We start from the raw sequence: 23,378 nt of genomic DNA, 5'->3' as shown, positions 1-23,378 counted from the left end.
GCTGGCCAAGATGCGGCTGTTGCACGACCTGGGCCTGCCGCAGTTCGTGTTGCCGCCGCATGAGCGGCCGGATGTGGGGTTCCTGCGGCGCCTAGGCTTTGGCGGCTCGGACGCGGCGGTGATCGAGGCGGCGGGGCGCAACGCGCCGGAGCTGCTGAACACCGCCTGTTCGGCCAGCCCGATGTGGGCGGCCAACGCCGCCACGGTGACGCCGAGCGCCGACGCGGCCGACGGGCGGGTGCATTTCACCCCGGCCAACCTGTTGACCAACCTGCACCGCAGCCTGGAGGGGGAACAGACGACGCGGGCGTTGCGGGCGCTGTTTCCGGACGAGGCGCGGTTCGCGGTGCATGATCCGCTGCCGGCGCAGGGGCATTTCGCCGACGAGGGCGCGGCCAACCATGTGCGGCTCTGCGCCGAGCATGGGGAGCCGGGGGTCAACCTGTTCGTCTGGGGGCGCGACGCCTGGGAGGGCTGGAGCGGGCGCTTCCCGGCGCGGCAGACGCTGCAGGCGTTCGAGGCGGTGCAACGGCGGCATGGCGCGGGCGGCGCGGTGTTCGCCCGGCAGGCGCGGCGGGCCATCGAGGCGGGGGTGTTCCACAACGACGTGGTCTGCGTGGGCGCGCGAACCTGCCTGTTCTTCCATGAGGCGGCGTTCGAGGACCGGGCCGCGATGGAAGCGGATGTGCGCGCGGCGGCGGGCTTTGAGCCGCAATTCGTAGAGGTGGCCGAGGCTGACCTGCCGCTGGGCGAGGCGGTGCGGAGCTATCTGTTCAACTCGATGCTGGTCGCCTTGCCGGGGGATGGCCGGCTGACCCTGATCGCGCCGATGGAGGTGGCGGAGACGCCGTCGGCCAGGGCGGTGGCGGATGGGCTGGTCTCGTCCAACGGGCCGATCGGGCGGGTGGCGTATGTCGATGTCCGCCAGTCAATGCGCAACGGCGGCGGGCCGGCCTGCCTGCGGCTGCGGGTGGTCCTGACCGACGAGGAACTGGCGGCGACTAATCCTGGCCAGCGGTTCGATCCGGCGCTGCAGAAGCGGCTCGAGGCCTGGGCCGGGGCGCGGTATCGCGACCGGCTGCTGCCGGCCGACCTGGCCGATCCGTCGCTGCTGGTCGAGAGCCGGACAGCGCTGGACGAGCTGACCCAGATCCTGGGGCTGGGCTCGGGCTTCTATCCCTTCCAGCGCTAGCCGCCGCGCAGGCGGGCCAGGGCGTCCGGGAAGCGGCGGGAGAGGGGGGCGACCACGCCGCCCAGGGTGACCGCGTAGTCGCCGCTGCCCTCGTGCTTGAGTTCGGTGACGCGGGCGGCGTTGACCAGCCAGGAGCGGTGGGTGCGGACAAAGCCGTGCTGGGCGAGCTTGGTCTCCAGGCTGGCCAGGGAGGCGCGCATCAGCGGCTTGCGGCCGTCGGCCAGGTGGAACTCGGCATAGTTGCCGGCCGAGGAGACGGCGAGGATGTCGCTGACGGCGGCGCGGACCAGCTTGGCGCCGTCGCGGATGTCGAAGGTGGCGGGTTCGGCCTTGGAAGCCGCCGGCGTTGAGCGGCCGAGAATCCGCTCCCGCACCAGCCAGAAGCAGACCATCACCATGGTATAGTAGACCGCATCCTTGCGCAGTTCATAGACGTACCGGTCCAGCCAGGAGCCGATCTCATAGGGCCGTCCAAGCGCCTCGAAGATGACCACCCGCAGGGACATGAAGCCGGTCACCCGAACCGCCGAGAAGGCGACCAGCACCGCCGCATGAATGGCCAAGGTGCGCCAAAGCGGTGGCCGGTCCAGCGGCAGGCGGACCAGGACCAGCCAGGGAATCCAGATCAGCGCGACGGAAACAAGGCTGCTGCTGCACTCGGTGACCCAGACCACCCAGGGGGCGACGTCGGGCTCCTCCTGCATCCAGCTGAGCGCGTTGACGACGTTGATCGCGGCGATGAACAACACCGCGCCGGCCATGCAGATCCAGAAGGCGCGGCGCTCCGCTCCGTTCGTCCCTCTTGCGGCGCCGCTCGTCACAGGCCGCTCCCGCTGGTCACCGCCAAGGCGCCGGACGGCCCGACGGCCTTTCGGCGCGGGGAGGCGAGGCGCCATCCCTGTCCGCCGACCTTCCGCTGGACTGGAGCCATTCCGTGAATACCGACATCCCCCTTCAGCGCCGACACGACCTGGACTGGATCCGGGTCGCGGCGTTCGGCCTGTTGATCCTCTACCACGTCGGCATGTTCTACGTGCCCTGGGACTGGCACGTGAAGACCCCTCGGCCGGTGGAATGGCTGGAACCGGTGATGCAGCTGACCAACCCCTGGCGACTGACCCTGCTGTTCCTGGTCAGCGGGGCGGCGACGCGGTTCATGGCCGACAAGATGAGCGCCGGCTCGCTGGCCGGCATGCGGACCTGGCGACTGCTGCCGCCGCTGATCCTGGCGATGGTGCTGATCGTGCCGCCGCAGAGCTACTACGAACTCGTGGAGCAGGGGCCGGGCTTCGTGGACGACTACCTGACCTTCTGGGGGAAGTACCTGACGGCCTCGGGCGGCTGGTGCGACGCCGACGACTGCCTGATCACCCCCACCTGGAACCACATGTGGTTCGTCGCCTACCTGTTGGTCTACACCCTGCTGTTGGCGGCGATCATCGCCCTGGCGCCCAGGGTGTTGAAGGCGATGGAGAGGGCGCTCGAGCGCCTGCCGGCCTGGGGGCTGCTGCTGGCGCCGATCCTCTTCCTGGCGGCAGTCCGCATCAGCCTGCTGCCGCTGTTCGAGATCACCCATGCCCTGGTCGACGACTGGTACAACCACGCCCTGTCGTTCAGCGCCTTCCTGTTCGGCTACCTGATGGCGCGTTCCGAGCGGCTGAAGCAGGCGTTCATCAGCCTGCGCTGGCCTGCGTTGATCCTGGCCCTGCTAAGCTGGGCGGGCTGGGCGACCTACGCCTGGCTGTGGAGGGCGGATGACGCCATTGCCCCCGAGGCGCTGCGCCAGGCGATGCGGGCGGTCTATGCGGTCAACCAGTGGACCGCCATCGTTGCGGTGCTGGGGTTCGGGGCGCGGCATGTCGTGCGAGGCGGGCCGGTGCTGACTTGGCTGACCCTGGCGGTGTTCCCCTTCTACATCGTCCATCAGACGATCATCGTGGTCGCCGGCCATCATCTGGCGAAACTGGGGATGCCCCAGGGCCTGGAGGCGCTGGTCCTGATCGGGATCACCGCGGCCGGATGCCTGCTGACCTATCTGATCGTCAGCCGCGTCGGGTTCCTGCGGCCGCTGTTCGGGCTGAAGTCTCAGTCGGCCGTGGCCAGCCTGCCGCCACCGGCAGCATAGGCCTGGGTCCCCGCCGTGAAGACGCGGTCCTCGGCGAGTATCGCGTCGATAGGCACGTCGCTGGCCGTCTCCAGGGCGGCATAGATCGGGGCGAAGTCCTGCAGGGTGGCGTCGAGCAGGGCCTGGAGACTGGGGATGACGAAATAGACCTGCTGGAAATCGTCGATTCGATAGGGGGTGCGCATGGTGCGGACCAGGTCGAAGCCCAGGCGGTTGGGCGAGGGATCGTCGAGGGCGAAGATCGACTCGGTGCGGCTGGAGACGATGCCGGCGCCGTAGATGCGCAGGCCCTTCGGGGTTTCCAGCAGCCCGAACTCCACCGTGTACCAGTAGAGACGGGCCAGATTCTGCAGCCGGCCCAGGCCTTGCGCCCGCTGGCCGCCCTTGCCGTAAGCCTCCATGTAGTCGGCGAAAACCGGGTCGGTCAGCATCGGCACATGGCCGAAGACATCGTGGAAGATGTCGGGTTCCTGCAGGTAGTCGAGCTGATCCCGCTTGCGGATGAACTGGCCGGCCGGGAAGCGGCGGTTGGCCAAATGGTCGAAGAACACCTCGTCCGGGACCAGGCCGGGAACGGCCACCACGGTCCAGCCGGTGAGGCGCTTCAGCTCCGGATTGATCTCGTCGAAGTTGGGAATGCCGCCGCGATGCAAGTTCAGCGCATCGAGCCCGTGAAGGAACTCATCGCAGGCGTAGCCGGGCAGTAGCGCGGCTTGGCGTTCATACAGAATGTCCCAAGTCGCGTGCTCCTCGGGCGTGTAGTCCGCCCAGCCCTGGTCGATGGTCCAGTCCTCGCGCGCGCCCGGGGGCGGCGCGGCGGTAAAGCCGTCTGCGCTCATAGGGGAAGCTTACGTCGCGCCGCGCGGAAAGTTCCGCCGGATTTGCCCGGCTTTGGCCGGTCCGGCGGAATGAAGTTGCGTCAGTGCGCGACGCGGGGCCGCATGTTGTAGTGGCCGTCCTCGAAGCCGTCGAAGATCAGCGCGGTGTGGGGATGGCCCACCGGCTCGCCGCTGTCGTCGGGGAGCAGGTTCTGCTCGGAGACGTAGGCGACGTAGGTGTTCTGATCGTTCTCGGCCAATAGGTGGTAGAACGGCTGGTCCTTGCGGGGCCGGATGTTCTCGGGAATGGAATTCCACCATTCCTCGGTGTTGGCGAAGGTGGGGTCCACGTCGAAGATCACTCCGCGGAACGGGAAGATCCGGTGCCGGACCACCTGGCCAATGGCGAATTTGGCGAGCTGAGTGTTCATAATGACCATAGTTTACGCCTCCCGCCTGACTGAATCCTGAACGTAGTCATCAGCCGCCGTCTGACAAGTCTCTGCCTTTCGGACCGCGGACCTGTGGTCTAAGGTCGCCGGGAAACCGGGCGCCGATCCACGGCGTCCGCGCAGACAGGTGACAACCATGTCGGAGGCGCCAAGCGCCCGGCGCGAGCCTGATGAGGCTCGGCGCGGGTCGGCCGGGCCGCCGTGTTATGCGGCGCTCGACCTGGGCACGAACAATTGCCGCCTGCTGGTGGCGACGCCGACGCCCGGCGGCTTTCGGGTGGTCGAGGCCTATTCGCGAATCGTGAGGCTGGGGGAGGGGCTAACCCAGACGGGGCGGCTGTCCGACGCTGCCATGGAGCGAGCCATGGCCGCCTTGACCGTCTGCGCCGAGAAGGTGCGGCGGCGGCGGTGCGTGAAGTTCCGGGCCATCGCCACCCAGGCCTGCCGAGGGGCCGAGAATGGCCCGGCATTTATCCAGCGCGTGGCAGACGAAACCGGCCTGAAGCTGCAGATCATCACCCCGAAGGAAGAGGCGCACCTTTCGGTCGCCGGCTGCGTCAACCTGCTGGACCGCCAGGCCGAGGCGGCGCTGGTGGTCGATGTCGGCGGCGGTTCGACCGAGCTTTCCTGGGTCGACCTGAAGGGCGACGGGCTCGACTCCCGGCCCCGGGAGTTCGCGCCCTGGAAGCTGCCGATCAAGGCCTGGCTGTCGGTGCCGATCGGGGTGGTCACCCTGGCCGAGCGGTTCCCGGAGGGGGAGCGTGCGTCGGAGGCCTGGTTCCGGGGGATGGTCGAGGCGGTGAAGGAGAAGATCGCCGCCTTCCCCCACGCCGAGCCGCTGCGCGAGGTATTCGTCGGCGACCGGGCGCATATGGTCGGCACGTCCGGGGCTATTACCAGCCTGGCGGGGCTGCACCTCAACCTGCCGCGCTATGACCGTAACCGGGTGGACGGCATGTGGATGACGCGGGCCGAGTGCGAAGTGGCGGCGGACCGGCTGATCCAGCTGACCCGCGCCGAGCGCGGTCAGCTGGCCTGTATCGGGCCCGACCGGGCCGACCTGGTTCTGGCCGGGGCGGCGATCCTGCAGGCGGTGCAGGAGCTGTGGCCCTGCTCGCGGGTGCGGGTCGCCGACCGGGGCCTGCGCGAGGGCATCCTGCTCAGCCTGATGAGCGAACAGCGGCCCCGGCGCCGCCGACGTGGCGGTCGGGGCCGGCGGGCTGTAGAAGCAGCCGCATGAGTGATGAAGAGCCCCCCAAACGCCGTATGGTGCGCCCACCCTCCGGCGGGCTGGAGGCCGGGCGCCACAAGCCGGCGCGACTGAAGACCGCCTACAAGCGCACGCCCAGCCAGCAGGCCTGGCTGGAGCGGCAGATCAACGACCCGTTCGCCGCCGAGGCGCGGGCCAAGGGCTATCGCAGCCGGGCGGCCTTCAAGTTGAGCGGCATTGATGACCGGCTGCATATTCTGAAGAAAGGCGTGAAGGTCATTGACCTCGGCTGCGCGCCTGGCGGCTGGATTCAGGTGGCGCTGGAGCGCGGAGCGGGCAGGGTGGTCGGCGTCGACCTGCTGCATGTCGATCCGCTGTCGCCGGCCGAGATCATCCAGATGGATTTTACCGACCCGGCATGCGGCCCGAAGCTCATGGAGCTGCTAGGCGGCCAACCGGACATCGTGCTGTCGGACATGGCGCCCAACACCGTGGGCCACCGGGAGACCGACCACTTGCGTATCGTCGGGCTGATCGAACTGGCCGCAGACTTCGCGATTTCGGTGCTCAAGCCCGGCGGGTCGTTTGTGGCCAAGGCGTTCCAAGGCGGCGAGACCGCTGAGGTCATCGCCAGGCTGAAGAAGCGCTTTGACAAGGTTCAGCACATCAAGCCAAAGGCGAGCCGGACCGACAGTTCGGAAGTGTTCCTGGCGGCGACCGGCTTCAAAGGTTGAAAGGCGCCCGGGCCGGGCGCCTTTCTCCTCAATCGGACTGATCAGTTCAGCGCGTGCTTGATGCGGCTGATCTCGTCATGGTCAGCCTTGACCGAGCTGTAGGCCTCGGTGACCAGGCCCTTCACGGTGCTCGGAAGCTCTTCGTCCCGGCAGGCGTGCTCGTACTTGGCCTTGATCACGTCTTCGCCACGCTCGACTTCGTTGATCACGCCCTTGTCGTTCGGCCCGCCGGTGAGGGCGGTCTTCAGGTCCACGAACTTGTTGTGGAGCTTGCCCATGATCGACTGATCGTCCTCGGGCTCGCCGCCGAAGCTGCGCACCTCCTGCTGCAGGCGGCGCGTCAGGTCCATCCGTTTGGCGGCCCGCTCGTTGAACATGGCGCGATATTCCTGGCTCTCGACGTTCTCGGCCGCTTCCTTGTAGCCGTTGGCGCTGTCGAGGGTGGTTTCGATGAGGCCGTTGAGGACCTTCACGGCGTGGTCGTTGTTGGTGTCCATGGGGAAACGCTCCGTTACTGCGATGAGCCGACAAAACCCCTGAGCCCGCCGCCTGTTCCGATTGCACGAAGGGCAGGCCGTCCGGAGGCGATGTCACAAGGCCGCGGTTGACACCCGCCCCCGGCTGACACATACGCGGCCCGCAAAACGGAGAGTCTCATGGAGATTCGCGAAGGGCTCACCTTCGACGATGTTTTGCTTGAACCCGGTGCGTCGGAAGTAATGCCGACCCAGGTTTCGACCGAAACCAGATTGACGCGTGAAATCGGGCTGAACATCCCCTTGGTGTCGGCCGCCATGGATACGGTGACCGAAAGCCGGCTGGCCATCGCCATGGCCCAGGCCGGTGGCATGGGCATCCTGCATCGCAACCTCACGGTCGATGAACAGGCCGACCAGGTGCGCGAGGTGAAGCGGTATGAGAGCGGGATGGTCATCAACCCGCTGACCATCCATCCGGGCACCACTCTGGCCGAGATCCTGGAGATCAAGGCGCGGCGGAAAATCTCGGGATTTCCGGTGGTTGAACCGGAAACCGGAAAGCTGGTGGGAATTCTCACCAACCGCGACATGCGGTTCGAGAGCGATCCCAAGAGCAAGGCCTCCAGTCTGATGACCGCCGCGGGGCTGGTCACCGTGCCGGAAGGGGTGACCCAGGCCCAGGCCCACGCGCTGCTGCGCAAGCACAAGATCGAGCGGCTGATCGTCGTGGACGAGGCCGGCCGTGCGGTCGGACTGATCACCGTCAAGGATATCGAGAAGGCCCAGGCCCATCCCCTGGCCGCCAAGGACGAGAAGGGCCGCCTTCGCGTCGGCGCCGCCTCGACTGTGGGCGACGCCGGGTTCGAGCGGTCGATGGCCCTGGTCGAGGCGGGCGTGGACGTGGTGATCATCGACACCGCCCACGGCCATTCGGCTCAGGTGAGCGAAGCGGTCAGCCGGCTGAAGCGTGAAACCAACCGGGTGCAGATCGTGGCCGGCAATGTGGCCACCTATGAAGGCGCCAAGGCGCTGATCGACGCCGGGGCGGATGCGGTGAAGGTTGGGATCGGGCCTGGCTCGATCTGTACGACGCGCATCGTCGCCGGGGTGGGCGTGCCTCAGCTGACCGCCATCGAGGAGGCAGTCCGCGCCGCTCGCGACAGCGGCGTGCCGGTGATCGCCGACGGCGGGATCAAGTCGAGCGGCGACCTGGCAAAGGCCATCGCGGTCGGCGCCTCGACGGCCATGATGGGCTCGATGTTCGCCGGCACCGACGAGAGCCCCGGCGAGGTGTTCCTCTACCAGGGCCGGTCCTACAAGAGCTACCGGGGCATGGGCTCGCTCGGCGCCATGGCCCGGGGCAGCGCCGACCGCTACTTCCAGAAGGAAGTCAGCGACGCCCAGAAGCTGGTGCCCGAGGGCATCGAGGGCCAGACGCCCTACAAGGGGCCGATCGGGCCGGTGATCCACCAGATGGTCGGTGGGCTGCGCGCCGCCATGGGCTATGTGGGGGCGCCGACGATCCCCGAGCTGCAGGCGCGGGCGCGGTTCATCCGCATCACCAACGCCGGCCTGCGCGAAAGCCATGTGCACGACGTGATGATCACCAGGGAGGCCCCGAATTACCAGGGCTCCAATTGAAGTTGAGTGAGGGTACCCAGTGAGGGATGGCGGACGCATCGCGGCGGCGATCCAGGTGCTGGATGACATCGAGCTGCGCCACAAGCCGGTTCGACAGGCGCTGAAAACCTGGAGTGACGGCGCGCGCTATGCCGGGTCCAAGGACCGGGCCTGGGTGTCGGGGCTGGCGCTGGACGTGCTGCGCCGGCAGCGGTCGCTCGCCTTCATGATGGGTGAGGAGAGCAATCGCGCCCGGGCACTGGCGGCACTTCGAGCGGTTTGGGGATGGGAGCCCGACCGAATCCTGGAGGCGTGCGCCGATCCCCATGGACCTGGCGCCCTGTCAGGCGACGAATTCGAGGTTCTTTTCAGGCTTGGCAGCCCGGGTGCGCCGCCGGTTGTCTACGCCGCCGTCGACAAGCTCGGCGAGGTGACCGAAGCAACCGGTCCAAAGTACGATCTGTCGAAAGCAAAGGCCGATGTTCGCGGCGACTATCCCGACTGGATCGAGGCCAGCATGGCCCGCACCTTCGGCAAGGACCGGGTCGAAGAAGGCATCGCCTTCGCCCAGCGCGCGCCGGTGGATCTGCGGGTCAATCGGCTGAAGAGCGACGCCTACGAGGTGCTGAAGGCGCTGGAGGGCATGGGCGCCGAGCCGGCGGGCGTGCTGCCCGACGCGTTGCGCGTGCCGGCCCCGGCGGCGGCGGAGCGAGCGGCGGCGGTGGAGATCCATCCCGCCTTCGCCATGGGCTGGTTCGAGGTGCAGGACCTGGGCAGTCAGATGGCGGCGGCGGTGGCCGGCGACGTGAAGGGTTGCCAAGTGCTGGACTATTGCGCCGGCGGCGGGGGCAAGACCCTGGCCCTGGCGGCGGCGATGGGCAACACCGGCAAGATCTACGCCTACGACAGCGACGCGCGGCGGATGACCGACATCATCCCGCGGGCGACGCGGGCCGGCGTGACCAACCTGGAACTGCGGACGCCGCTCAACAAGGAGCCGCTGAACGGCCTGCAGGAGACGATGGACATGGTGTTCGTCGATGCCCCCTGCACCGGCTCTGGCACCTGGCGACGGCATCCGGACGCCAAGTGGCGGCTGACGCCCGATACGTTACAGCGGCGTCTGAACGAACAGCGCAAGGTGCTTGATCAAGCGAGTGAATTCGTCAAACCCGGCGGGCGGATGGTCTATGTGACCTGCTCCTTCTTCGCCGAGGAGAACGAGCAACAGGTCGAGGCCTTCCTGGCCCGCAACAGCGCCTTCAAGCTGAGCAAGATCGACCTCTTTCCGGATTTCACGACGCCGCAGGGCTACCTGCGGCTGTCGCCCCGCAAGGCCGGCACGGACGGCTTCTTCGCAGCGCTATTGGACCGCAAAAAATGAACCACCAGTCCGTTCTCATCGTCGACTTCGGCAGCCAGGTTACGCAGCTGATCGCGCGGCGGGTCCGGGAGAGCGGGGTCTATTGCGAGATCCATCCCTACGACAAGGCGAAGGCGGCGCTGGAGAGCCTGAAGCCTTCGGCGATCATCCTGTCGGGCGGGCCGGCCAGCACCACAGAGGACGAGAGCCCCGCCGCCGACATGGCCCTGTTCGAGGCCGGCGTGCCGCTGCTGGGGATCTGCTATGGCGAGCAAACCCTGTGCGCCCAGCTGGGCGGCAAGGTCGAGGGCGGGCATCACCGCGAGTTCGGCCGGGCCGAGATCGAGATCCGCAAGGCTAGCCCGCTGTTCGAGGGCATCGGGGAGGTGGGCCACCGCGAGACGGTGTGGATGAGCCACGGCGACCGCGTCACCGCCATCCCGGAAGGGTTCGAGGTCATCGCGGTCAGCGACGGGGCGCCGTTCGCGGCGATCGGCGACGAGGCCCGAAAGATCTATGGCGTGCAGTTCCACCCGGAGGTCGTGCATACCCCCAACGGCAAGGTCCTGCTGGCCAACTTCATCCACCGGATCGCCGGCTTGAGCGGCGACTGGACCATGGCGCGGTTCAAGGACGAGGCCATCGCCCGCATCCGCGAACAGGTCGGCAAGGGCCGGGTGATCTGCGGCCTGTCGGGCGGGGTCGACAGCTCGGTGGCGGCGGTGCTGATCCATGAGGCGATCGGCGACCAGCTGACCTGTGTCTACGTCGATACCGGGCTGATGCGGAAGGGCGAGAGCGACCAGGTCGTCTCACTGTTCAGGAACCACTACAACATTCCGCTGATCCACGTTGATGCATCAAAGGAATTCCTCGGTGGGCTGGCCGGCGTCAGCGATCCGGAGACCAAGCGGAAGATCATCGGCAAGCTGTTCATCGACGTCTTCGACAAGGAGAGCGCCAAGATCGAGGGCGCCGAGTTCCTGGCCCAGGGGACCCTATACCCCGACGTGGTCGAGAGCGTTTCGGCGCGGGGCGGGCCCAGCGCGGTGATCAAGAGCCACCACAACGTCGGCGGCCTGCCCGACTACATGAAGCTGAAGCTGGTCGAGCCGCTGCGGGAGCTGTTCAAGGATGAGGTGCGGGTGCTGGGCGTCGAGCTGGGCCTGCATCCGGATTTCGTAGGCCGCCATCCCTTCCCGGGGCCGGGCTTGGCCATCCGCATTCCAGGCGAGATCACGCCGGAGAAGGTGGCGGTGCTGCAGGACGCCGACGCCATCTACCTCGACGAGATCCGCAAGGCCGGGCTGTACGACCAGATCTGGCAGGCGTTCGCCGTGCTGCTGCCGGTCAAGACGGTCGGGGTGATGGGCGATGCCCGCACCTATGAGAACGTTCTGGCCCTGCGGGCGGTGACCTCGACCGACGGGATGACGGCGGACTTCTTTGAGTTCCCCTGGGAAGTTCTGGGCCGCACCGCGACCCGGATCATCAATGAGGTGCGCGGGGTCAACCGGGTCGTCTACGACGTGACGTCGAAACCGCCCGGCACCATCGAGTGGGAATAGCGCGCCTGGGTTAGAGGCGGCGCTCAAACACCGAGATTTCCTGGCGCAGCCGGTAGAGTTGGGCCTGACGGCCGCCGGTTTCGGCGCGGAGTCCCTCGACCGGTTCGATCAGGGCCAGTTCGTTCAGCTTGCGGCGGAATGAACTCTTGTCGATGCGGGGGACACCGAGGGCGATCTGGTAGGTGGCCTGAAGTTCGGTAAGGGTGAAGACCTCGGGCAACAGCCGGGCGGGCAGGGTGGAATAGGCCCCCTTTGACCGCAGCCGGCCGACCGCTGCGGCCAGGATCTCACCGTGGTCGAAGGGCAAATCCCGCGCCTGATCGACCGGAACCAGCGACACCCGGCTCGCCTCGCCCAGGACATTGGTCAGCCGCTGCAGCGGGGTGAGGGCGAGGTAGGCCACGGAGATCGACCAGCCGCGCGGATCGCGCTTTGGGCCCGAAAAGGTGGCCAACTGTTCGATGAAGAAGCCCTCGAGGCCGGTCTTGTCGCGCAGCACGCGGGCGGCGGTCGCGTCGGTGTCGCGGTCCTTATCGGCATGGACATAGCCGCCGATCAGCGCGCCGCGACCGGCGAACGGTTCGTTTTCCCGGGTCAGCAGCCCGACCGCCAGCCGCCCCTCTACGACGGTGAGCAGCACCACGTCGGCGGTGACGATCTGTTTGTGGTCGGGATGGACGGTCTGAGGCATGCGCCAATCTGACATCTTCTAAGTTAGTTGCAAAATACACTTTACAACAAAGTTTGACGATCCTAGGGTTCGGCTATCGGAGCCACCGTGGTGGCGGACAGAGGAGAGACGAACATGGGCTCGGGACGTTGGAGCCGGTCGGCTTGGGACGATTACGCCAGCCGCAACGTGCACGGCCGCTCGCGCGACCAGATTTTCACGGCGCGCCGGATGGACCCTGAGTTCGATCCGGCCTTGATCGGGGTCCGGGAGTCGCGGGACAGCGAAGACAATCCGATGTCCACGCCGATCATCCTGGCCTCGGATGTGACCGGTTCGATGGGGCTGATCGCCCACGAACTGATGAACAGCGGACTGAACACGCTGGCGACCGAAATCTATGAGCGCAGGCCGGTGCCCGATCCTCATGTGATGGTCATGGCCGTGGGCGATGCGGAGACCGACATAGCCCCGCTTCAGGTCACCCAGTTCGAGGCCGACATCCGCCTTGCCGACCAGGTCCGGCGCCTGTGGCTGGAGGGCGGCGGGGGTGGCAATGGCGGGGAGTCCTACTCGGCCGCCCACGCCTTCGCCGGACTCCGCACGGATGTGGACTGCATGGCTCGGCGGGGCCGGCGGGGCTATCTGTTCACCATCGGCGACGAGCCTATCCTTGACGGGATGACCCGCGACCAGATGATCGACGTCTTCGGCGAGGACATCGAGCGCGGCCTGTCCGCCCGGGAATGCCTGGCGCTGGCGCAGCGCAATTTCGATGTCTTCCACGTGGTGGTGATGGAGGGCTACGCTGGGCACGATCTCGGGCGGGTGCTGCGGAGCTGGAAGCCGTTGTTGCCGGGCCGCCTACTGATCCTCGACGATCACCGCAGGCTGGCGGAGGTGGTGGTGTCGGCCATCCAGGTCGCCGAAGGCGCCGATCTGGGCTCGGTCGCCGGCAGCTGGTCGGGGCCTGCCTCGGCCGTGGTGGCCAAGGCCCTGCAGACCATGCGGCGCCCGCCCGGAGCAGGCGGCATGCTGCGCCGGCTGCTGGGTTAGGGAGGGGGCGATGAGCAGGCGCGTCGCCCAGGCCGTCATCGGGGCAGGGTACGGAGACGAGGGCAAGGGGCACCTCGTCGACGTCCTGGCGGCTGGTGCCCAGGATCGCCCGGTCGTGGTGCGCTCCAACGGCGGGGCGCAGGCCGGCCATACCGTGGCGCTGGCCGATGGCCGGCGTCACGTCTTCCACCACATCGGGTCCGGCGCGTTCGCCGGGGCCGCCACCCACCTGTCGCGGTTCTTCGTGCATCACCCGATGCTGCTGGAGGCCGAGCGGGAGGCGGTGGCAGCGCAGGGCGGTTGCGTGGAGATCAGCGCCGACGCCCGCGGCCTTGTGACGACCCCCTGGGATATGCTGATCAACCAAGCCGTGGAGCGGTCGCGCGGCGACGGTCGGCACGGCAGCTGTGGCCTGGGCTTTGGCGAGACCATCGAACGGGCGTTGGATCCGGCCTTCGCGCTGACAGTGGCCGACCTGGCGGGCGCGGGCCTTGAAGACCGGCTCGGGGCGATCCGCGACCATTGGGTTCCGCGCCGGCTGGCGGCGCTGGGCGTTGTGGACCTGTCGGCGGAGGAGGCGCGGGTGTTGGCGGACGATGGGCTGCTGGCGGTGTTCATCGAGGACTGCCGGCGCTTTGTCGAAACGGTGCGGCAGTCGCCGGACGGCGGCCTCGGCGACAGGGGCCCGATTGTCTTCGAAGGGGCGCAGGGATTGCTGCTGGATCAGGCCATCGGGGTCTTTCCGCACGTGACCCGGTCACACACCGGCCTGGTCAACATGACGGCCATCGCTCGCGAAGCCGGCCTGGACGCCATCGAGGCGACCTACATCACCCGCGCCTATGCGACCCGGCACGGGGCTGGGCCGCTGCCTGGGGCTACTGCACGGCTGGAGGCCTTCGACGTCGTCGATCCGACCAATGCCCCCAACCCCTGGCAGGGCCGCATCCGATATGCGCCGCTCGATCTCGACCGCCTGGCAGGGGCGATCGCCGCCGACCGGCGGCTGGCCGACCCGGGACCGGTCGCGGTCCGGGCCAGTCTGGCGGTGACCTGCCTGGATCAGGCGCGCGGCCCCGCGCCGCTGGTTGAGGCCGGCGGGACGACCCGGCATTCGGCCCACGCGCTTGCCGGAACCGTCAGCACGAGGCTAAGTCTGCCGCTGAAGGCGGAGAGTTGGGGTCCCGATCGCGTCGGGGTTCGTCTGCGCGAACCCGCTGTTGCTTGACGGCGTGACCACCGGAGTTCCGCAACGTGCCGCCCAGACCGCAGATCTCGCCGTCTTTGTCGACCGCTCAGCCGTTCATCCGGGCGATGGTCGCGTTGATCGACCGGGCCTAGCAGGACGCGCCTCATGGACTTCGCCAAGCGGGCTTTCGACCAAAGCTTCCAGATCGATCCCATCGTGCGGTCGCTGCTGGACACGGATTTCTACAAGCTGCTGATGGGACAGTTCATTTACGAGCGGTTCCCGAATGTGGAGGTCACCTTCGGTCTGACCAACCGCACGCGCTCGGTCCGCCTGGCGGACATCATTCCGGAAGAAGAACTGCGCGCGCAGCTGGATCATGTTCGCGGCCTGCGCTTTCGGCCGAACGAGCTGATCTGGCTGTCTGGGGCGACCTTTTACGGCCAGAAGCGCATCTTCCAGCCAGCCTTCATCGATTTCCTGCGCGCCCTGCGCCTGCCGGACTACGACCTGCGCAAGGAGGACGGACAGTACGTCCTTACCTTCACCGGTTCCTGGGCGGCGACGACCTGGTGGGAAATCCACGCCCTGTCGATCGTCAGCGAGTTGAAGAGTCGGGCCGGGCACCGTCAGCGTGGCGAGATGGAGCTGGATTTCCTCTACGCCGGGGCCAAGTCCAAGCTGCTGGCGAAGCTGAAGCAGTTGAAGCGGCTCGAGGGTCTGGCGCTCTCAGACTTCGGGACGCGGCGGCGCCACTCGTTTCTCTGGCACGAGTGGGTGGTGCTGGCGATGGCGCAGGTCCTTGGCGACCGCTTCGTAGGCACCAGCAACGCCTATCTGGCGATGAAGCACGGGTTCGACGCCAAGGGCACCAACGCCCATGAGCTGCCGATGGTGCTGGCCGCGCTGGCCAATACCGACGAGGAGCTGAAGGCCAGCCAATACGAGCTGTGCAAACAGTGGCAGGGCGCCTATTCGGGCAACCTGCTCGTCGCCTTGCCGGACACCTTCGGCACCACCCAGTTCCTGCGCGATGCGCCGACCTGGCTGCCCCTGAACTGGCGAGGGTATCGGCCGGACTCCAAGGCGCCGGTGGAGGCGGGCGAAGAGCTCATCGACTGGCTGCAGGGGCACGGCGTCGATCCGACTAGCCGCTTTGTGCTGTTCTCCGACGGCCTGGATGTCCGCGTTCCCGGCTTCGAGCCGCACGGCGAGGACATCGGCGAAATCCACGCCCATTTCGATGGTCGTGTCGGCAGGGCCTATGGCTGGGGCACCAACGCCAGCAACGATTTTCGGGGGTGCGACCCACGCGGCGAAGGCCTGTTCGATCCGGTTTCCCTGGTCTGCAAGGTGACCACCGCGAACGGCAGGCCGGCGGTCAAGCTATCCGACAATTACAACAAGGCCTCCGGTCCGGCGGAGGAGATCGTCCGCTACCGGCGGGTGTTCGGGGTCGAAGGCGTACACGGCGCCCCGGTCCTGGTCTGATCCGAAGGATATCCACGCATGATCGACCTGAACAATCCCGCGGACGGCGATGTCCTGATCGTCATCGATCCGCAGATCGACTTCTGTCCCGGCGGCGCGCTTGCCGTGCCGGGCGGTGACGAGATCATGCCGCTGGTCAACCGCATCGCCGAGCGGTTCGCCCATGTGGTGCTGACCCAGGACTGGCACCCCCGTAATCAGATCTCGTTCGCCTCGACGCACGGCGCCGAGCCCTTCTCGACGATGACCGCGCCCTATGGCGAGCAGGTTCTGTGGCCTGATCACTGCGTGCAGGGTAGCCCTGGGGCCGACTTCCATCCGCTGATCAAGTCCGGCGGCCTCGTCGACCGGGCGGAGGTCATCCTTCGCAAGGGCTACAACCCCGCCGTCGACTCCTACTCGGCCTTCTTTGAAAACGACAAGACGACCGCGACGGGCCTGGCCGGCTATCTGCGGGACCGGCGCCTGACACGATGCGTCTTCGTGGGCCTGGCCCTCGACTTCTGCGTCCGCTACTCGGCCGAGGACGCCGTCAGTGAGGGCTTTGAGGCAATGGTGGTGACCGACGCGGCGCGCGCCATCGACATGAACGGGTCCCTGGATGCAGCGATGCTGGCGCTTCGCACCCAAGGTGTCGCCCTGGCGACAGCCGCGTAGCGGCCTCGGGCCGCTGATCTCCTCACCGCTGTCGGTTTCGACAAGCCGCGGACTGCGGGCGAGAAAAATCGCCGGGTGTCGTCGGCTGGACCCGCCGTCGGTCCAGTCCGGCGGCTGCCCTGACCTAGAAGCCGAACCTCAGGCCATAGCCGATGCCGACCGTGAACTGGTTCTCGTCGCCGCGCAGGCGCACCAGGGGAGAGTCCGCGGCGTTGTCGGCGAGGCGGTCGTAGGAGGCGAAGGCCAGGATGGCGCTGCGCCGGTTGAGCGGCTGGATTAGTTGGGCGCTGACGCCATAGGAGAGCAGCCCGCCGTCCGCCTGGTAGGTCGGCAGGCCGGACCGCACCGACTGGAGCGGATCGATGCCGAAATAGGTCTGCATGTAGTCTTCGCTGGCCACGGTCAGCTTGGGGCCGACGTTGAGCTGGGTGTAGCCGAAGCGGGCCTGGTAGGTGGCCGAGGCGTCCAGCAGCAGGCCTTCGTGGCCGCCGAAGCCACGGCGGGCCTCGGCCTTAACGCGCCACTGTTCGCGGTCGCCCAAGCGCTTCTCGACGAACCCGCCGACTTCGACGGCCGCGTCGACATCGCCCAGGCCGATCAGGGCGTCGCTGTCGCCGGAGATGCGGAAGGGCGATCCGCCATCCTCCTCATCACGGCCGAAGCGGATCTTGGCGACCGGGCCGGCTTTCCAGCCGTCCGAGTTGATCGCGTTCCAGCCGATGCCGTCCGGCAGGGAGGCGAAGAAGACGTCTTTGTAGCCGACGCGCAGGTCCGGGAAGAGCGAGACGGCGGTGTCGTCAGAGCCCTGCCAGACGGGGCTGGCCACGGCCGCGGCGCCTACGGTGACGGTCCACCCCTCCGGCTGATCCTGGGGCTGATCCCGGGGCTGGGGGTCGGCGGCCAGGGCGAAGCCGGGGGCGGCCACGGCAAGGGCCGCGGCGAGGAGGGCGGTACGCATGGTGAACTCCAGAAAAACGACAACCGACAAGGGCCCCCGGACGGCCACGCTGGCCGCCCGAGGACGTTGTGTCGAGACTTAGTCCCGTATCACGAGCTTTCCAGGGAGGGTCGCTCGGAGACGTTGCGGGTTCGCCACAGCGACCAGCCGATGCCGGCCGCCAGGATGGCGAAGGTGACCCCCAGTGACAGCGCCGGCGGGAATTTCTCCCAGCCCAACAGGTCGGCGAGGAAGATCTTCGAGCCGATGAAGATCAGCAGCACCGCCAGGGCCTGCTTGAGATAGGCGAAGCGATGGAGGACGGCCGCCAGGGCGAAATAGAGGGCGCGCAGCCCCAGGATGGCGAAGATGTTGGAGGTGTAGACGATGTAGGGGTCGGTAGTGATCGCGAAGATGGCCGGGACCGAGTCGACGGCGAAGATCAGGTCGGCGATCTCGATCAGCACCAGCGCCAGGAACATCGGTGTCGCCGTCCAGACCAGGGCGCCGCCGGGTCCATTCGGAAGCTTGGCGAAAAAGCGCGTACCGTGCAGCTGGTCGGAGACCGGCATGACCCGCCGCACCAGCTTGAGCACCGGGTTCTTGGAGAGGTCCACCTCCTTGTCCCCAAGCCACAGCATCTTCACCCCGGTGAGCACCAGGAAGGCGGCGAAGAGGTAGAGGACCCAGGAGAACTCGCTGACCAGTGTGGCGCCCAGACCGATCATGATCGCGCGTAGCACGATCACCCCGAGGATGCCCCAGAACAGCACCCGGTGCTGCAGCGCCGGAGGAATGGCGAAGAAGCCGAAGATCAGGGCGATGACGAAGACGTTGTCGATCGCCAGGCTCTTCTCGACGATGAAGCCGGTGAGGTACTCGATGCCCGCCGTCTGGCCCAGCTGCATCCAGACGAAGCCGCCGAAGGTCAGACCCAGGGCGATGTAGACCAGTGACATCACCAGGCTTTCGCCGACGCGGATTTCGCGGGTCTTGCGATGGAGCACGCCGAGGTCGAAGGCCAGCAGCGCAAGCACCAGCACGATGAAGCCGGCCCACATCCAGGCCGGTTTTCCAAGGAAATCCTGGAACAGGATGTCCATCAGCCGGCCCTCCGTCGCCAGCCTTGGGCGCTCAGTTCGATCTCCAGGGCGATCAGTTCCTCGCGCAGTTCCGCCCGGCGTTGGCGAAGCCGTTCCATCTTCTCAGGATCGCGAAGCCCGGCGAGCGCGGCGCCGATATGGTTGAGTTCGGCCCGCAGGCCATTCAGTCTGGCAGGATGTGTCATTCCGTTGCTCCTCATGAAGGAGCGCGACGCAGTCGGGCCGACGGCATCGGGCGCTCCCGATGCGGTCCGACATCACGACATCAGTCGCCAGAGGGGCCCGGTCCGCGGGCTGGATTTGTAGGCTCGCCCCTCAATCGCAAGGGGGCGCAGGATGATGACTGCTGAACGGCATGATTGGAAAACCTAATCATGGCGTCCGGAAGCTACGGCGCGTCCGAAGTCATGGCATGTCGGCGGTCGAGGGCCGCCAGGACGAATTCCGCCAGGCGATTGGCCGCCGTCGGCACCGCGGTTCTGGCCCGCAGCAGGGCGATCTCGGTGTCCGGCAGCGCTGGCAGGCCCTCTCCCTCGCCCAGGATCGCTAAGTCCGCTGGCGCCATGTCCCGGGGCAGCACGGTGATGCCGAGGCCCGCCCGCAGCGCCGCGTGCTGCCCGGCCAGGGAGGGGCTGGTATAGGCGCAGCGCCAGGGCCGCCCGGCGGTGTCGAGGGCGGCGATGGCGCGCTTGCGGTAGACGCAGGGGGAGGGGGCCAGGATCAGCGGGGCCGCCGCCTTCCCGTCGAGCAGGCTGCGGTCCGCCCCGACCCAGACCAGCGGTTCGCGCCACACACGGATGCCCTGGTCGGGACCCAGGGGCTCGCGCTTGACGAGGGCGACGTCGAGCTGGCCCTCCCGCAGTCGCTCCAGGAGGTGGAGGGTCAGGTCGCAGGTGACGGTCAGCGCCACCTTCGGATGCTGGCGCGCGAACTCGCCGAGGATCTCCGGCAGGTGGACGGTGGCGAAATCCTCCGGCGCGCCCAGCCGCACCTCGCCCTCTATATCGTCACCGCGCACCTCGGAAAGGATCTCGTCATTCAGCCGCAATAGACGGCGCGCCTGGGGGAGAAAGGCCTCTCCCGCCGCGGTCAGCACCACATGGCGGGGATCGCGGGACAGCAGGACCGCCCCGACCTGATCCTCCAGCCGCCGCATCTGCAGGCTGATCGCCGACTGGCTGCGGCCTAGCCGCCGGCCGGCCTTGGTGAAGCTGTGCGCCTCGACGACCGCCACGAAGGTGCGGATGAGGTCGAGGTCAAGATTGACGTTTCGCTTGGTACGTTCAGGCATGATTGAGAAATCTTATTGTTGCCATGGCGCATTTCAACCCCAGCCATCGACCTGACGCCTCTATGGGGCGCGGCGTTCACGGAGCTCCGCATGTCCATAGATCTCGCCTCGACCCTGCTTGCGCCACCCATCCTGTTCTTCCTGCTGGGAATGGGAGCCGGGTTCGTGCGCTCGGACCTCAGTATCCCCGAGGCGGTGTCCAAGACCCTGGCGCTCTATCTGATGCTCTGCATCGGCTTCAAAGGTGGGGTGGCGGCCCGGGCGGAGGGATTTCACGCGGAGATGGCCATGGTCGCCCTGCTCGGGGTGGGGCTGAGCGTGCTGCTGCCGCTCTGCGTCTTTCCGGCCGTCCGCAGGCTGTGCGGCCTGGATCAGGCGACGGCGGCCGGCCTCGCGGCGGCCTATGGTTCGGTGTCCCTGGTGACCTTCGCCGCGGCCGGCGCCTACTTCGCGGAGGCGGGCTCCCCGGCCGGCGGCTACATGGCCGCCGTGCTGGCGCTGATGGAGGCGCCGGCCATCCTGGTCGCCCTGCTGCTGGCGCGGGGGACGACAGAGACAGAGGGGCGGGGCCAGGGGCGCCTGCATGAGGTGTTCACCAACGGGGCGCTGGTGGTTCTCGCGGGCAGCTTCCTGATCGGCCTGGCGACCGGCGCCTCCGGTCTGGCGAAGCTGTCGCCGTTCGTCGTGGACCTGTTCCCGGGCGTGCTCTGTCTCTTCCTGCTGGACATGGGGCTGGTGGCGTCTCGCGCGTTGACCAGCGGTCGGCGGATCGGTGGGCCGCTGTTGGCCAGCGGCGTCCTCATCCCGCTGTCCGGAGGCCTCGTCGCGGGACTGCTGTCGGCCCTGTTCGCGGTGCCGGCGCCGGAAGCGGCCATGCTGATGGTGCTGGCGGCCTCAGCCTCCTACATCGCCGTTCCGGCCGCCATGCGGCTGGCGCTGCCGCAGGCGGACGCTGGCGTCTATGTGACCGTTCCGCTCGCCGTGACCTTCCCGTTCAACCTGCTGATCGGGATCCCGCTCTGCCATGCCATGGCGACCCGCTTTCTCACCGGATAGCCCGCCCCAATCGCGGTGATTGCGGAAACTCATGTGGGGACCTCTTGGCGACGGGAGGGGCGGCCACCATGTCCATAAATGAACCGGGCCCCTCTGGTGACGCAGGCCGCTATGCCGCTCACGATGTCGGTTCCCGTGCGCCTGGCTCTGCCTCCCCCCAGCCCCTGGAGCCAGGCGCACACCCCTTCCAGCTCAGCTTGAGAATTGGCCGGCCGACCCCATCTGCCCTGGATGCAAGATCTCGCCGCCTTCCCGATCACCCGCCGCTGGCCTGCCCGGCATTCCGACCGCATCCAGCTCTATTCGCTGAACACGCCGAACGGGGTGAAGGTCTCCATCATGCTGGAGGAGACGGGCCTGCCCTACGAGGCCCACCTGGTCGACTTCGGCGCGGATGACCAGAAGACGCCGGAGTTCCTGTCGCTGAACCCCAACGGCAAGATTCCGGCGACCCTCGATCCGGACGGCCCAGGCGGCAAGCCGCTGGCGCTGTTCGAGTCCGGGGCGATCCTGATCTATCTGGCGGAGAAGACGGGCCAGTTCCTGCCCGCCGATCCGGCGGCGCGTTACGAGACCATCCAGTGGCTGATGTTCCAGATGGGCGGCGTCGGGCCGATGTTCGGCCAGCTTGGCTTCTTCCACAAGTTCGCGGGCAAGGACTACGAGGACAAGCGCCCGCGCGATCGCTACGTCGCCGAGGCCAAGCGACTGCTGGGGGTGCTGGAGACGCGGCTGACCGGGCGCGACTGGCTGATGGGCGAGGACTACACGATCGCCGATATCGCCACCCTGGGCTGGGTGCGTAACCTGATCGGCTTCTACGAGGCGCGGGAGATCGTCGACTTCGACAGCCTGAAGGCGGTTCCGGCCTGGCTGGAGCGGGGACTCGCGCGACCCGCGGTTCAGCGTGGCCTGCTAATCCCCAGCAAGGGTTAGTCGGAGGCCGCTTGAACGTCCATTGCGCGGAACTTGTCGCGCACCTGGGCCAGGCCAGCCAGAACTTCGCCGAGGCCGGCGACGCCCAGGGCGTCGGGGCGGCGTAGCAGGCGCAGGGCCTGGACATGGACGCGGGCCGCTTCGCGCTCGAAGCGGCCGGCGGCGATCATCCGATCCGTCAGGTCGGCCAGGCTGTAGGCGGCGGTTTCCAGTTCCGAGAGGCCGACGATGCCGGGCAGGCCGATCAGGCCGTTGGCCGCCTTGTAGAGGCCATGGAGGGCCTCGGCGTCGAAGTCGGCGGGCAGGGCGGCGAAGGTCGCCTCAATGCGGCCGATGAAGGCGTCGACCTCGTCCATGCAATCGGCGCTGATGCTTTCCAGCCCGGCATTGGCGTCTCTGACCGCCTCGGCCACGGTCTTGCCGCCCGGCTCGCGGAGCATCTTCGCCAGCTTCATCTTCGGCCGGTAGTAGTGGACTTCACTCATATCGCTACCTTGCGCGGCGCCATCAGGGCGTCGATCTGGTCTTGGGACATGTTGGGTTCGACGGCTTCGCCGACGGTCTCTGGCAGATCGTCGCGTCGCCGCCCGCCCGTGGCCGGCGGCCCTTCGAATTTGAAGCGCCGCTCCGGCCCCACATAGGTGTCGCAGGAAACGAAGGGGCGCTGCGAGCGGGCGACCCAGATGATCCGCTCCAGGATCACCGCGGGCGTAAGCGGCTTGGCGACCAGGAAGTGCGCGCCGCAGTCCCGGGCGCGGGCGACCTTGGACTGCTCGGTGTGCGGCGAAACCATGATGATCGGCGCGAACTTGTTGGGGTCCGGTGCTTCTCTGCGGATCCACTGCACCAGCTCATAGCCGCATTCGTCGGCCAGGAATGGCGAGATCACCATCAGGTCCATCTCGGTGCGGCCGATCGTGGTGCGGGCGTCGACTGCGCTGTCGCAGCGGTGCATCGCCTTGGCCCCGAAGCCCATCAGGATCTGGGACAGGATGTCCATATTCACCCCGGGCGTCTCGACCAGCAAGATCGTGGCGCTCTTGAGGTTGAACCGGGCCCGGGATTCGATGTCGAGGGCCACTAGAACAGGTCCATGTCCCCGGCCGCGACCGGCTCTACCGGCGCTCCGGTCAGCCGGCCGACCAGGCCGGACAGGGAGACGTCCCGCAGCACCGGTTCGGCAGGCACCCGCCATTCGGCCGGAGCCTGGTCGGCGGCGCGCGAGACGATCACGGCCAGTTGGGCCATGTGCTGGAAGACGTGGTCCAGAGCCTGCGCCTGATGCAGCAATTCAGGGTTCTGGCGGGCGCCCAGCAGGACGTCTGACAGCGTTTCCTGCAGCTGCTCGACTTCGCGAGCCAGGTCGTCGAACTCCCGGCCGACCTGGGTGAGCAGGTCGGGCAGGGGGATGGTGGCGTGGGGCTGGCTCAT

At 67.6% G+C, this 23,378-nt stretch carries 25 protein-coding genes; 13 read left to right on the top strand and 12 right to left on the bottom strand.

Annotated elements, in window-relative coordinates; genetic code table 11:
- A partial coding sequence (locus tag GVN21_RS06890; RefSeq protein WP_166573981.1) for an N-succinylarginine dihydrolase occupies nt 1–1,192 on the top strand: 1,192 nt, incomplete at its 5' end.
- On the opposite strand, the gene GVN21_RS21335 is transcribed toward GVN21_RS06890, so the two are convergent.
- Nucleotides 1,189–2,013 (bottom strand): LytTR family DNA-binding domain-containing protein, encoded by an 825-nt coding sequence (locus GVN21_RS21335; RefSeq protein ID WP_166573980.1) that lies wholly within the window; start codon nt 2,011–2,013, stop codon nt 1,189–1,191. The genes GVN21_RS06890 and GVN21_RS21335 overlap by 4 nt on opposite strands.
- A 113-nt stretch (nt 2,014–2,126) precedes the next feature.
- On the opposite strand from GVN21_RS21335, the gene GVN21_RS06880 reads away from it, so the two are divergent.
- Complete coding sequence (locus GVN21_RS06880; RefSeq protein WP_166573979.1) at nt 2,127–3,317, top strand: acyltransferase family protein; 1,191 nt, start codon at nt 2,127–2,129, stop codon at nt 3,315–3,317.
- Here the strand turns inward: GVN21_RS06880 and phhA are convergent.
- Nucleotides 3,278–4,156 (bottom strand): phenylalanine 4-monooxygenase, encoded by an 879-nt coding sequence (gene phhA, locus GVN21_RS06875; protein ID WP_166573978.1) that lies wholly within the window; start codon nt 4,154–4,156, stop codon nt 3,278–3,280. The two genes, GVN21_RS06880 and phhA, sit on opposite strands and share 40 nt — an antisense overlap.
- Before the next feature lie 80 nt (nt 4,157–4,236).
- Complete coding sequence (gene hspQ, locus GVN21_RS06870; RefSeq protein ID WP_166573977.1) at nt 4,237–4,566, bottom strand: heat shock protein HspQ; 330 nt, start codon at nt 4,564–4,566, stop codon at nt 4,237–4,239.
- Nucleotides 4,567–4,723: 157 nt separating this feature from the next.
- On the opposite strand from hspQ, the gene GVN21_RS06865 reads away from it, so the two are divergent.
- Both GVN21_RS06865 and GVN21_RS06860 read left to right on the top strand, forming a co-directional pair.
- Nucleotides 4,724–5,827: a Ppx/GppA phosphatase family protein gene (locus tag GVN21_RS06865; protein WP_166573976.1), complete on the top strand. Its 1,104-nt coding sequence runs from the start codon at nt 4,724–4,726 to the stop codon at nt 5,825–5,827.
- A complete protein-coding gene (locus GVN21_RS06860; RefSeq protein WP_166573975.1) occupies nt 5,824–6,531 on the top strand; it encodes an RlmE family RNA methyltransferase in 708 nt (235 codons plus the stop codon). The genes GVN21_RS06865 and GVN21_RS06860 overlap by 4 nt, the downstream gene beginning before the upstream one ends.
- A 41-nt stretch (nt 6,532–6,572) precedes the next feature.
- On the opposite strand, the gene GVN21_RS06855 is transcribed toward GVN21_RS06860, so the two are convergent.
- Nucleotides 6,573–7,028 (bottom strand): PA2169 family four-helix-bundle protein, encoded by a 456-nt coding sequence (locus GVN21_RS06855; protein ID WP_166573974.1) that lies wholly within the window; start codon nt 7,026–7,028, stop codon nt 6,573–6,575.
- Between the two features lie 159 nt (nt 7,029–7,187).
- On the opposite strand from GVN21_RS06855, the gene guaB reads away from it, so the two are divergent.
- Genes guaB through guaA form a run of 3 tightly spaced genes read left to right on the top strand, consistent with a single transcriptional unit; the run spans nt 7,188 to nt 11,561 of the window.
- Nucleotides 7,188–8,651, top strand: coding sequence for an IMP dehydrogenase (guaB, locus tag GVN21_RS06850; RefSeq protein ID WP_166573973.1), 1,464 nt, complete (start codon nt 7,188–7,190; stop codon nt 8,649–8,651).
- 19 nt (nt 8,652–8,670) lie between these two features.
- Entirely contained in the window at nt 8,671–10,014 is a 1,344-nt protein-coding gene (locus tag GVN21_RS06845; protein ID WP_166573972.1) for an RsmB/NOP family class I SAM-dependent RNA methyltransferase, read from the top strand.
- Complete coding sequence (guaA, locus tag GVN21_RS06840; protein WP_166573971.1) at nt 10,011–11,561, top strand: glutamine-hydrolyzing GMP synthase; 1,551 nt, start codon at nt 10,011–10,013, stop codon at nt 11,559–11,561. The genes GVN21_RS06845 and guaA overlap by 4 nt, the downstream gene beginning before the upstream one ends.
- A gap of 10 nt (nt 11,562–11,571) precedes the next feature.
- Here the strand turns inward: guaA and GVN21_RS06835 are convergent, their stop codons facing one another.
- Nucleotides 11,572–12,252 (bottom strand): NUDIX hydrolase, encoded by a 681-nt coding sequence (locus GVN21_RS06835; RefSeq protein ID WP_166573970.1) that lies wholly within the window; start codon nt 12,250–12,252, stop codon nt 11,572–11,574.
- 114 nt (nt 12,253–12,366) lie between these two features.
- Here GVN21_RS06835 and GVN21_RS06830 point away from each other — a divergent pair, with 114 nt between their 5' ends.
- From GVN21_RS06830 to pncA, 4 genes are all read left to right on the top strand, one after another.
- The gene (locus GVN21_RS06830) at nt 12,367–13,287 is read left to right on the top strand and encodes a hypothetical protein (protein WP_166573969.1); all 921 of its coding nucleotides are present in this window, start codon (nt 12,367–12,369) and stop codon (nt 13,285–13,287) included.
- A gap of 10 nt (nt 13,288–13,297) precedes the next feature.
- Entirely contained in the window at nt 13,298–14,515 is a 1,218-nt protein-coding gene (locus tag GVN21_RS06825) for an adenylosuccinate synthetase (RefSeq protein ID WP_166573968.1), read from the top strand.
- A gap of 126 nt (nt 14,516–14,641) precedes the next feature.
- Nucleotides 14,642–15,967 (top strand): nicotinate phosphoribosyltransferase, encoded by a 1,326-nt coding sequence (locus GVN21_RS06820; protein WP_166573967.1) that lies wholly within the window; start codon nt 14,642–14,644, stop codon nt 15,965–15,967.
- Nucleotides 15,968–15,985: 18 nt separating this feature from the next.
- Nucleotides 15,986–16,624, top strand: a complete 639-nt coding sequence (gene pncA, locus GVN21_RS06815; RefSeq protein ID WP_166573966.1) for a bifunctional nicotinamidase/pyrazinamidase — start codon at nt 15,986–15,988, stop codon at nt 16,622–16,624.
- Between the two features lie 124 nt (nt 16,625–16,748).
- On the opposite strand, the gene GVN21_RS06810 is transcribed toward pncA, so the two are convergent.
- The 4 genes from GVN21_RS06810 to GVN21_RS06795 form a co-directional block, all read right to left on the bottom strand.
- A complete protein-coding gene (locus GVN21_RS06810; RefSeq protein ID WP_166573965.1) occupies nt 16,749–17,582 on the bottom strand; it encodes a MipA/OmpV family protein in 834 nt (277 codons plus the stop codon).
- Between the two features lie 89 nt (nt 17,583–17,671).
- Nucleotides 17,672–18,664: a TerC family protein gene (locus tag GVN21_RS06805; protein ID WP_166573964.1), complete on the bottom strand. Its 993-nt coding sequence runs from the start codon at nt 18,662–18,664 to the stop codon at nt 17,672–17,674.
- Nucleotides 18,664–18,849: a hypothetical protein gene (locus tag GVN21_RS06800; protein WP_166573963.1), complete on the bottom strand. Its 186-nt coding sequence runs from the start codon at nt 18,847–18,849 to the stop codon at nt 18,664–18,666. Before GVN21_RS06800 ends, GVN21_RS06805 begins: the two co-directional genes overlap by 1 nt.
- Before the next feature lie 203 nt (nt 18,850–19,052).
- On the bottom strand, nt 19,053–19,955 hold the full coding sequence (locus tag GVN21_RS06795; RefSeq protein ID WP_166573962.1) for a LysR substrate-binding domain-containing protein: 903 nt from the start codon (nt 19,953–19,955) through the stop codon (nt 19,053–19,055).
- A 90-nt stretch (nt 19,956–20,045) separates the two neighbouring features.
- On the opposite strand from GVN21_RS06795, the gene GVN21_RS06790 reads away from it, so the two are divergent.
- Together GVN21_RS06790 and GVN21_RS06785 are read left to right on the top strand one after the other, a co-directional pair.
- Nucleotides 20,046–21,011 carry a sodium-dependent bicarbonate transport family permease gene (locus tag GVN21_RS06790; protein WP_166573961.1) on the top strand — a complete coding sequence of 322 codons (966 nt, stop codon included), beginning with the start codon at nt 20,046–20,048 and terminating at the stop codon, nt 21,009–21,011.
- A 231-nt stretch (nt 21,012–21,242) separates the two neighbouring features.
- A complete protein-coding gene (locus GVN21_RS06785) occupies nt 21,243–21,947 on the top strand; it encodes a glutathione S-transferase N-terminal domain-containing protein (RefSeq protein ID WP_166573960.1) in 705 nt (234 codons plus the stop codon).
- Here the strand turns inward: GVN21_RS06785 and GVN21_RS06780 are convergent.
- From GVN21_RS06780 to GVN21_RS06770, 3 genes are read right to left on the bottom strand one after another with little or no spacing between them, the layout of a single operon-like run.
- Nucleotides 21,944–22,432 carry a hypothetical protein gene (locus GVN21_RS06780; protein ID WP_166573959.1) on the bottom strand — a complete coding sequence of 163 codons (489 nt, stop codon included), beginning with the start codon at nt 22,430–22,432 and terminating at the stop codon, nt 21,944–21,946. The two genes, GVN21_RS06785 and GVN21_RS06780, sit on opposite strands and share 4 nt — an antisense overlap.
- On the bottom strand, nt 22,429–23,028 hold the full coding sequence (locus tag GVN21_RS06775) for a response regulator (protein ID WP_346764225.1): 600 nt from the start codon (nt 23,026–23,028) through the stop codon (nt 22,429–22,431). The genes GVN21_RS06780 and GVN21_RS06775 overlap by 4 nt, the downstream gene beginning before the upstream one ends.
- Nucleotides 23,028–23,378 carry a hypothetical protein gene (locus GVN21_RS06770; protein ID WP_166573957.1) on the bottom strand — a complete coding sequence of 117 codons (351 nt, stop codon included), beginning with the start codon at nt 23,376–23,378 and terminating at the stop codon, nt 23,028–23,030. The genes GVN21_RS06775 and GVN21_RS06770 overlap by 1 nt, the downstream gene beginning before the upstream one ends.

Origin of the sequence: Caulobacter sp. SLTY, assembly GCF_009905535.1 — a bacterium.
Taxonomy (GTDB): Bacteria; Pseudomonadota; Alphaproteobacteria; order Caulobacterales; family Caulobacteraceae; genus Caulobacter.
Note: the sequence above shows the minus strand (reverse complement) of the source record. Positions and strands in the feature narration are given on the sequence as shown.

Coding starts and splice junctions, on each gene's coding strand:
- phhA (WP_166573978.1), bottom strand. CDS start 4,156: ATGAGCGCAGACGGCTTTACCGCCGCGCCGCCCCCGGGCGCGCGCGAG.
- hspQ (WP_166573977.1), bottom strand. CDS start 4,566: ATGAACACTCAGCTCGCCAAATTCGCCATTGGCCAGGTGGTCCGGCAC.
- GVN21_RS06865 (WP_166573976.1), top strand. CDS start 4,724: ATGTCGGAGGCGCCAAGCGCCCGGCGCGAGCCTGATGAGGCTCGGCGC.
- GVN21_RS06860 (WP_166573975.1), top strand. CDS start 5,824: ATGAGTGATGAAGAGCCCCCCAAACGCCGTATGGTGCGCCCACCCTCC.
- GVN21_RS06855 (WP_166573974.1), bottom strand. CDS start 7,028: ATGGACACCAACAACGACCACGCCGTGAAGGTCCTCAACGGCCTCATC.
- guaB (WP_166573973.1), top strand. CDS start 7,188: ATGGAGATTCGCGAAGGGCTCACCTTCGACGATGTTTTGCTTGAACCC.
- guaA (WP_166573971.1), top strand. CDS start 10,011: ATGAACCACCAGTCCGTTCTCATCGTCGACTTCGGCAGCCAGGTTACG.
- GVN21_RS06835 (WP_166573970.1), bottom strand. CDS start 12,252: ATGCCTCAGACCGTCCATCCCGACCACAAACAGATCGTCACCGCCGAC.
- GVN21_RS06830 (WP_166573969.1), top strand. CDS start 12,367: ATGGGCTCGGGACGTTGGAGCCGGTCGGCTTGGGACGATTACGCCAGC.
- GVN21_RS06825 (WP_166573968.1), top strand. CDS start 13,298: ATGAGCAGGCGCGTCGCCCAGGCCGTCATCGGGGCAGGGTACGGAGAC.
- GVN21_RS06820 (WP_166573967.1), top strand. CDS start 14,642: ATGGACTTCGCCAAGCGGGCTTTCGACCAAAGCTTCCAGATCGATCCC.
- pncA (WP_166573966.1), top strand. CDS start 15,986: ATGATCGACCTGAACAATCCCGCGGACGGCGATGTCCTGATCGTCATC.
- GVN21_RS06810 (WP_166573965.1), bottom strand. CDS start 17,582: ATGCGTACCGCCCTCCTCGCCGCGGCCCTTGCCGTGGCCGCCCCCGGC.
- GVN21_RS06805 (WP_166573964.1), bottom strand. CDS start 18,664: ATGGACATCCTGTTCCAGGATTTCCTTGGAAAACCGGCCTGGATGTGG.
- GVN21_RS06800 (WP_166573963.1), bottom strand. CDS start 18,849: ATGACACATCCTGCCAGACTGAATGGCCTGCGGGCCGAACTCAACCAT.
- GVN21_RS06795 (WP_166573962.1), bottom strand. CDS start 19,955: ATGCCTGAACGTACCAAGCGAAACGTCAATCTTGACCTCGACCTCATC.
- GVN21_RS06790 (WP_166573961.1), top strand. CDS start 20,046: ATGTCCATAGATCTCGCCTCGACCCTGCTTGCGCCACCCATCCTGTTC.
- GVN21_RS06785 (WP_166573960.1), top strand. CDS start 21,243: ATGCAAGATCTCGCCGCCTTCCCGATCACCCGCCGCTGGCCTGCCCGG.
- GVN21_RS06780 (WP_166573959.1), bottom strand. CDS start 22,432: ATGAGTGAAGTCCACTACTACCGGCCGAAGATGAAGCTGGCGAAGATG.
- GVN21_RS06770 (WP_166573957.1), bottom strand. CDS start 23,378: ATGAGCCAGCCCCACGCCACCATCCCCCTGCCCGACCTGCTCACCCAG.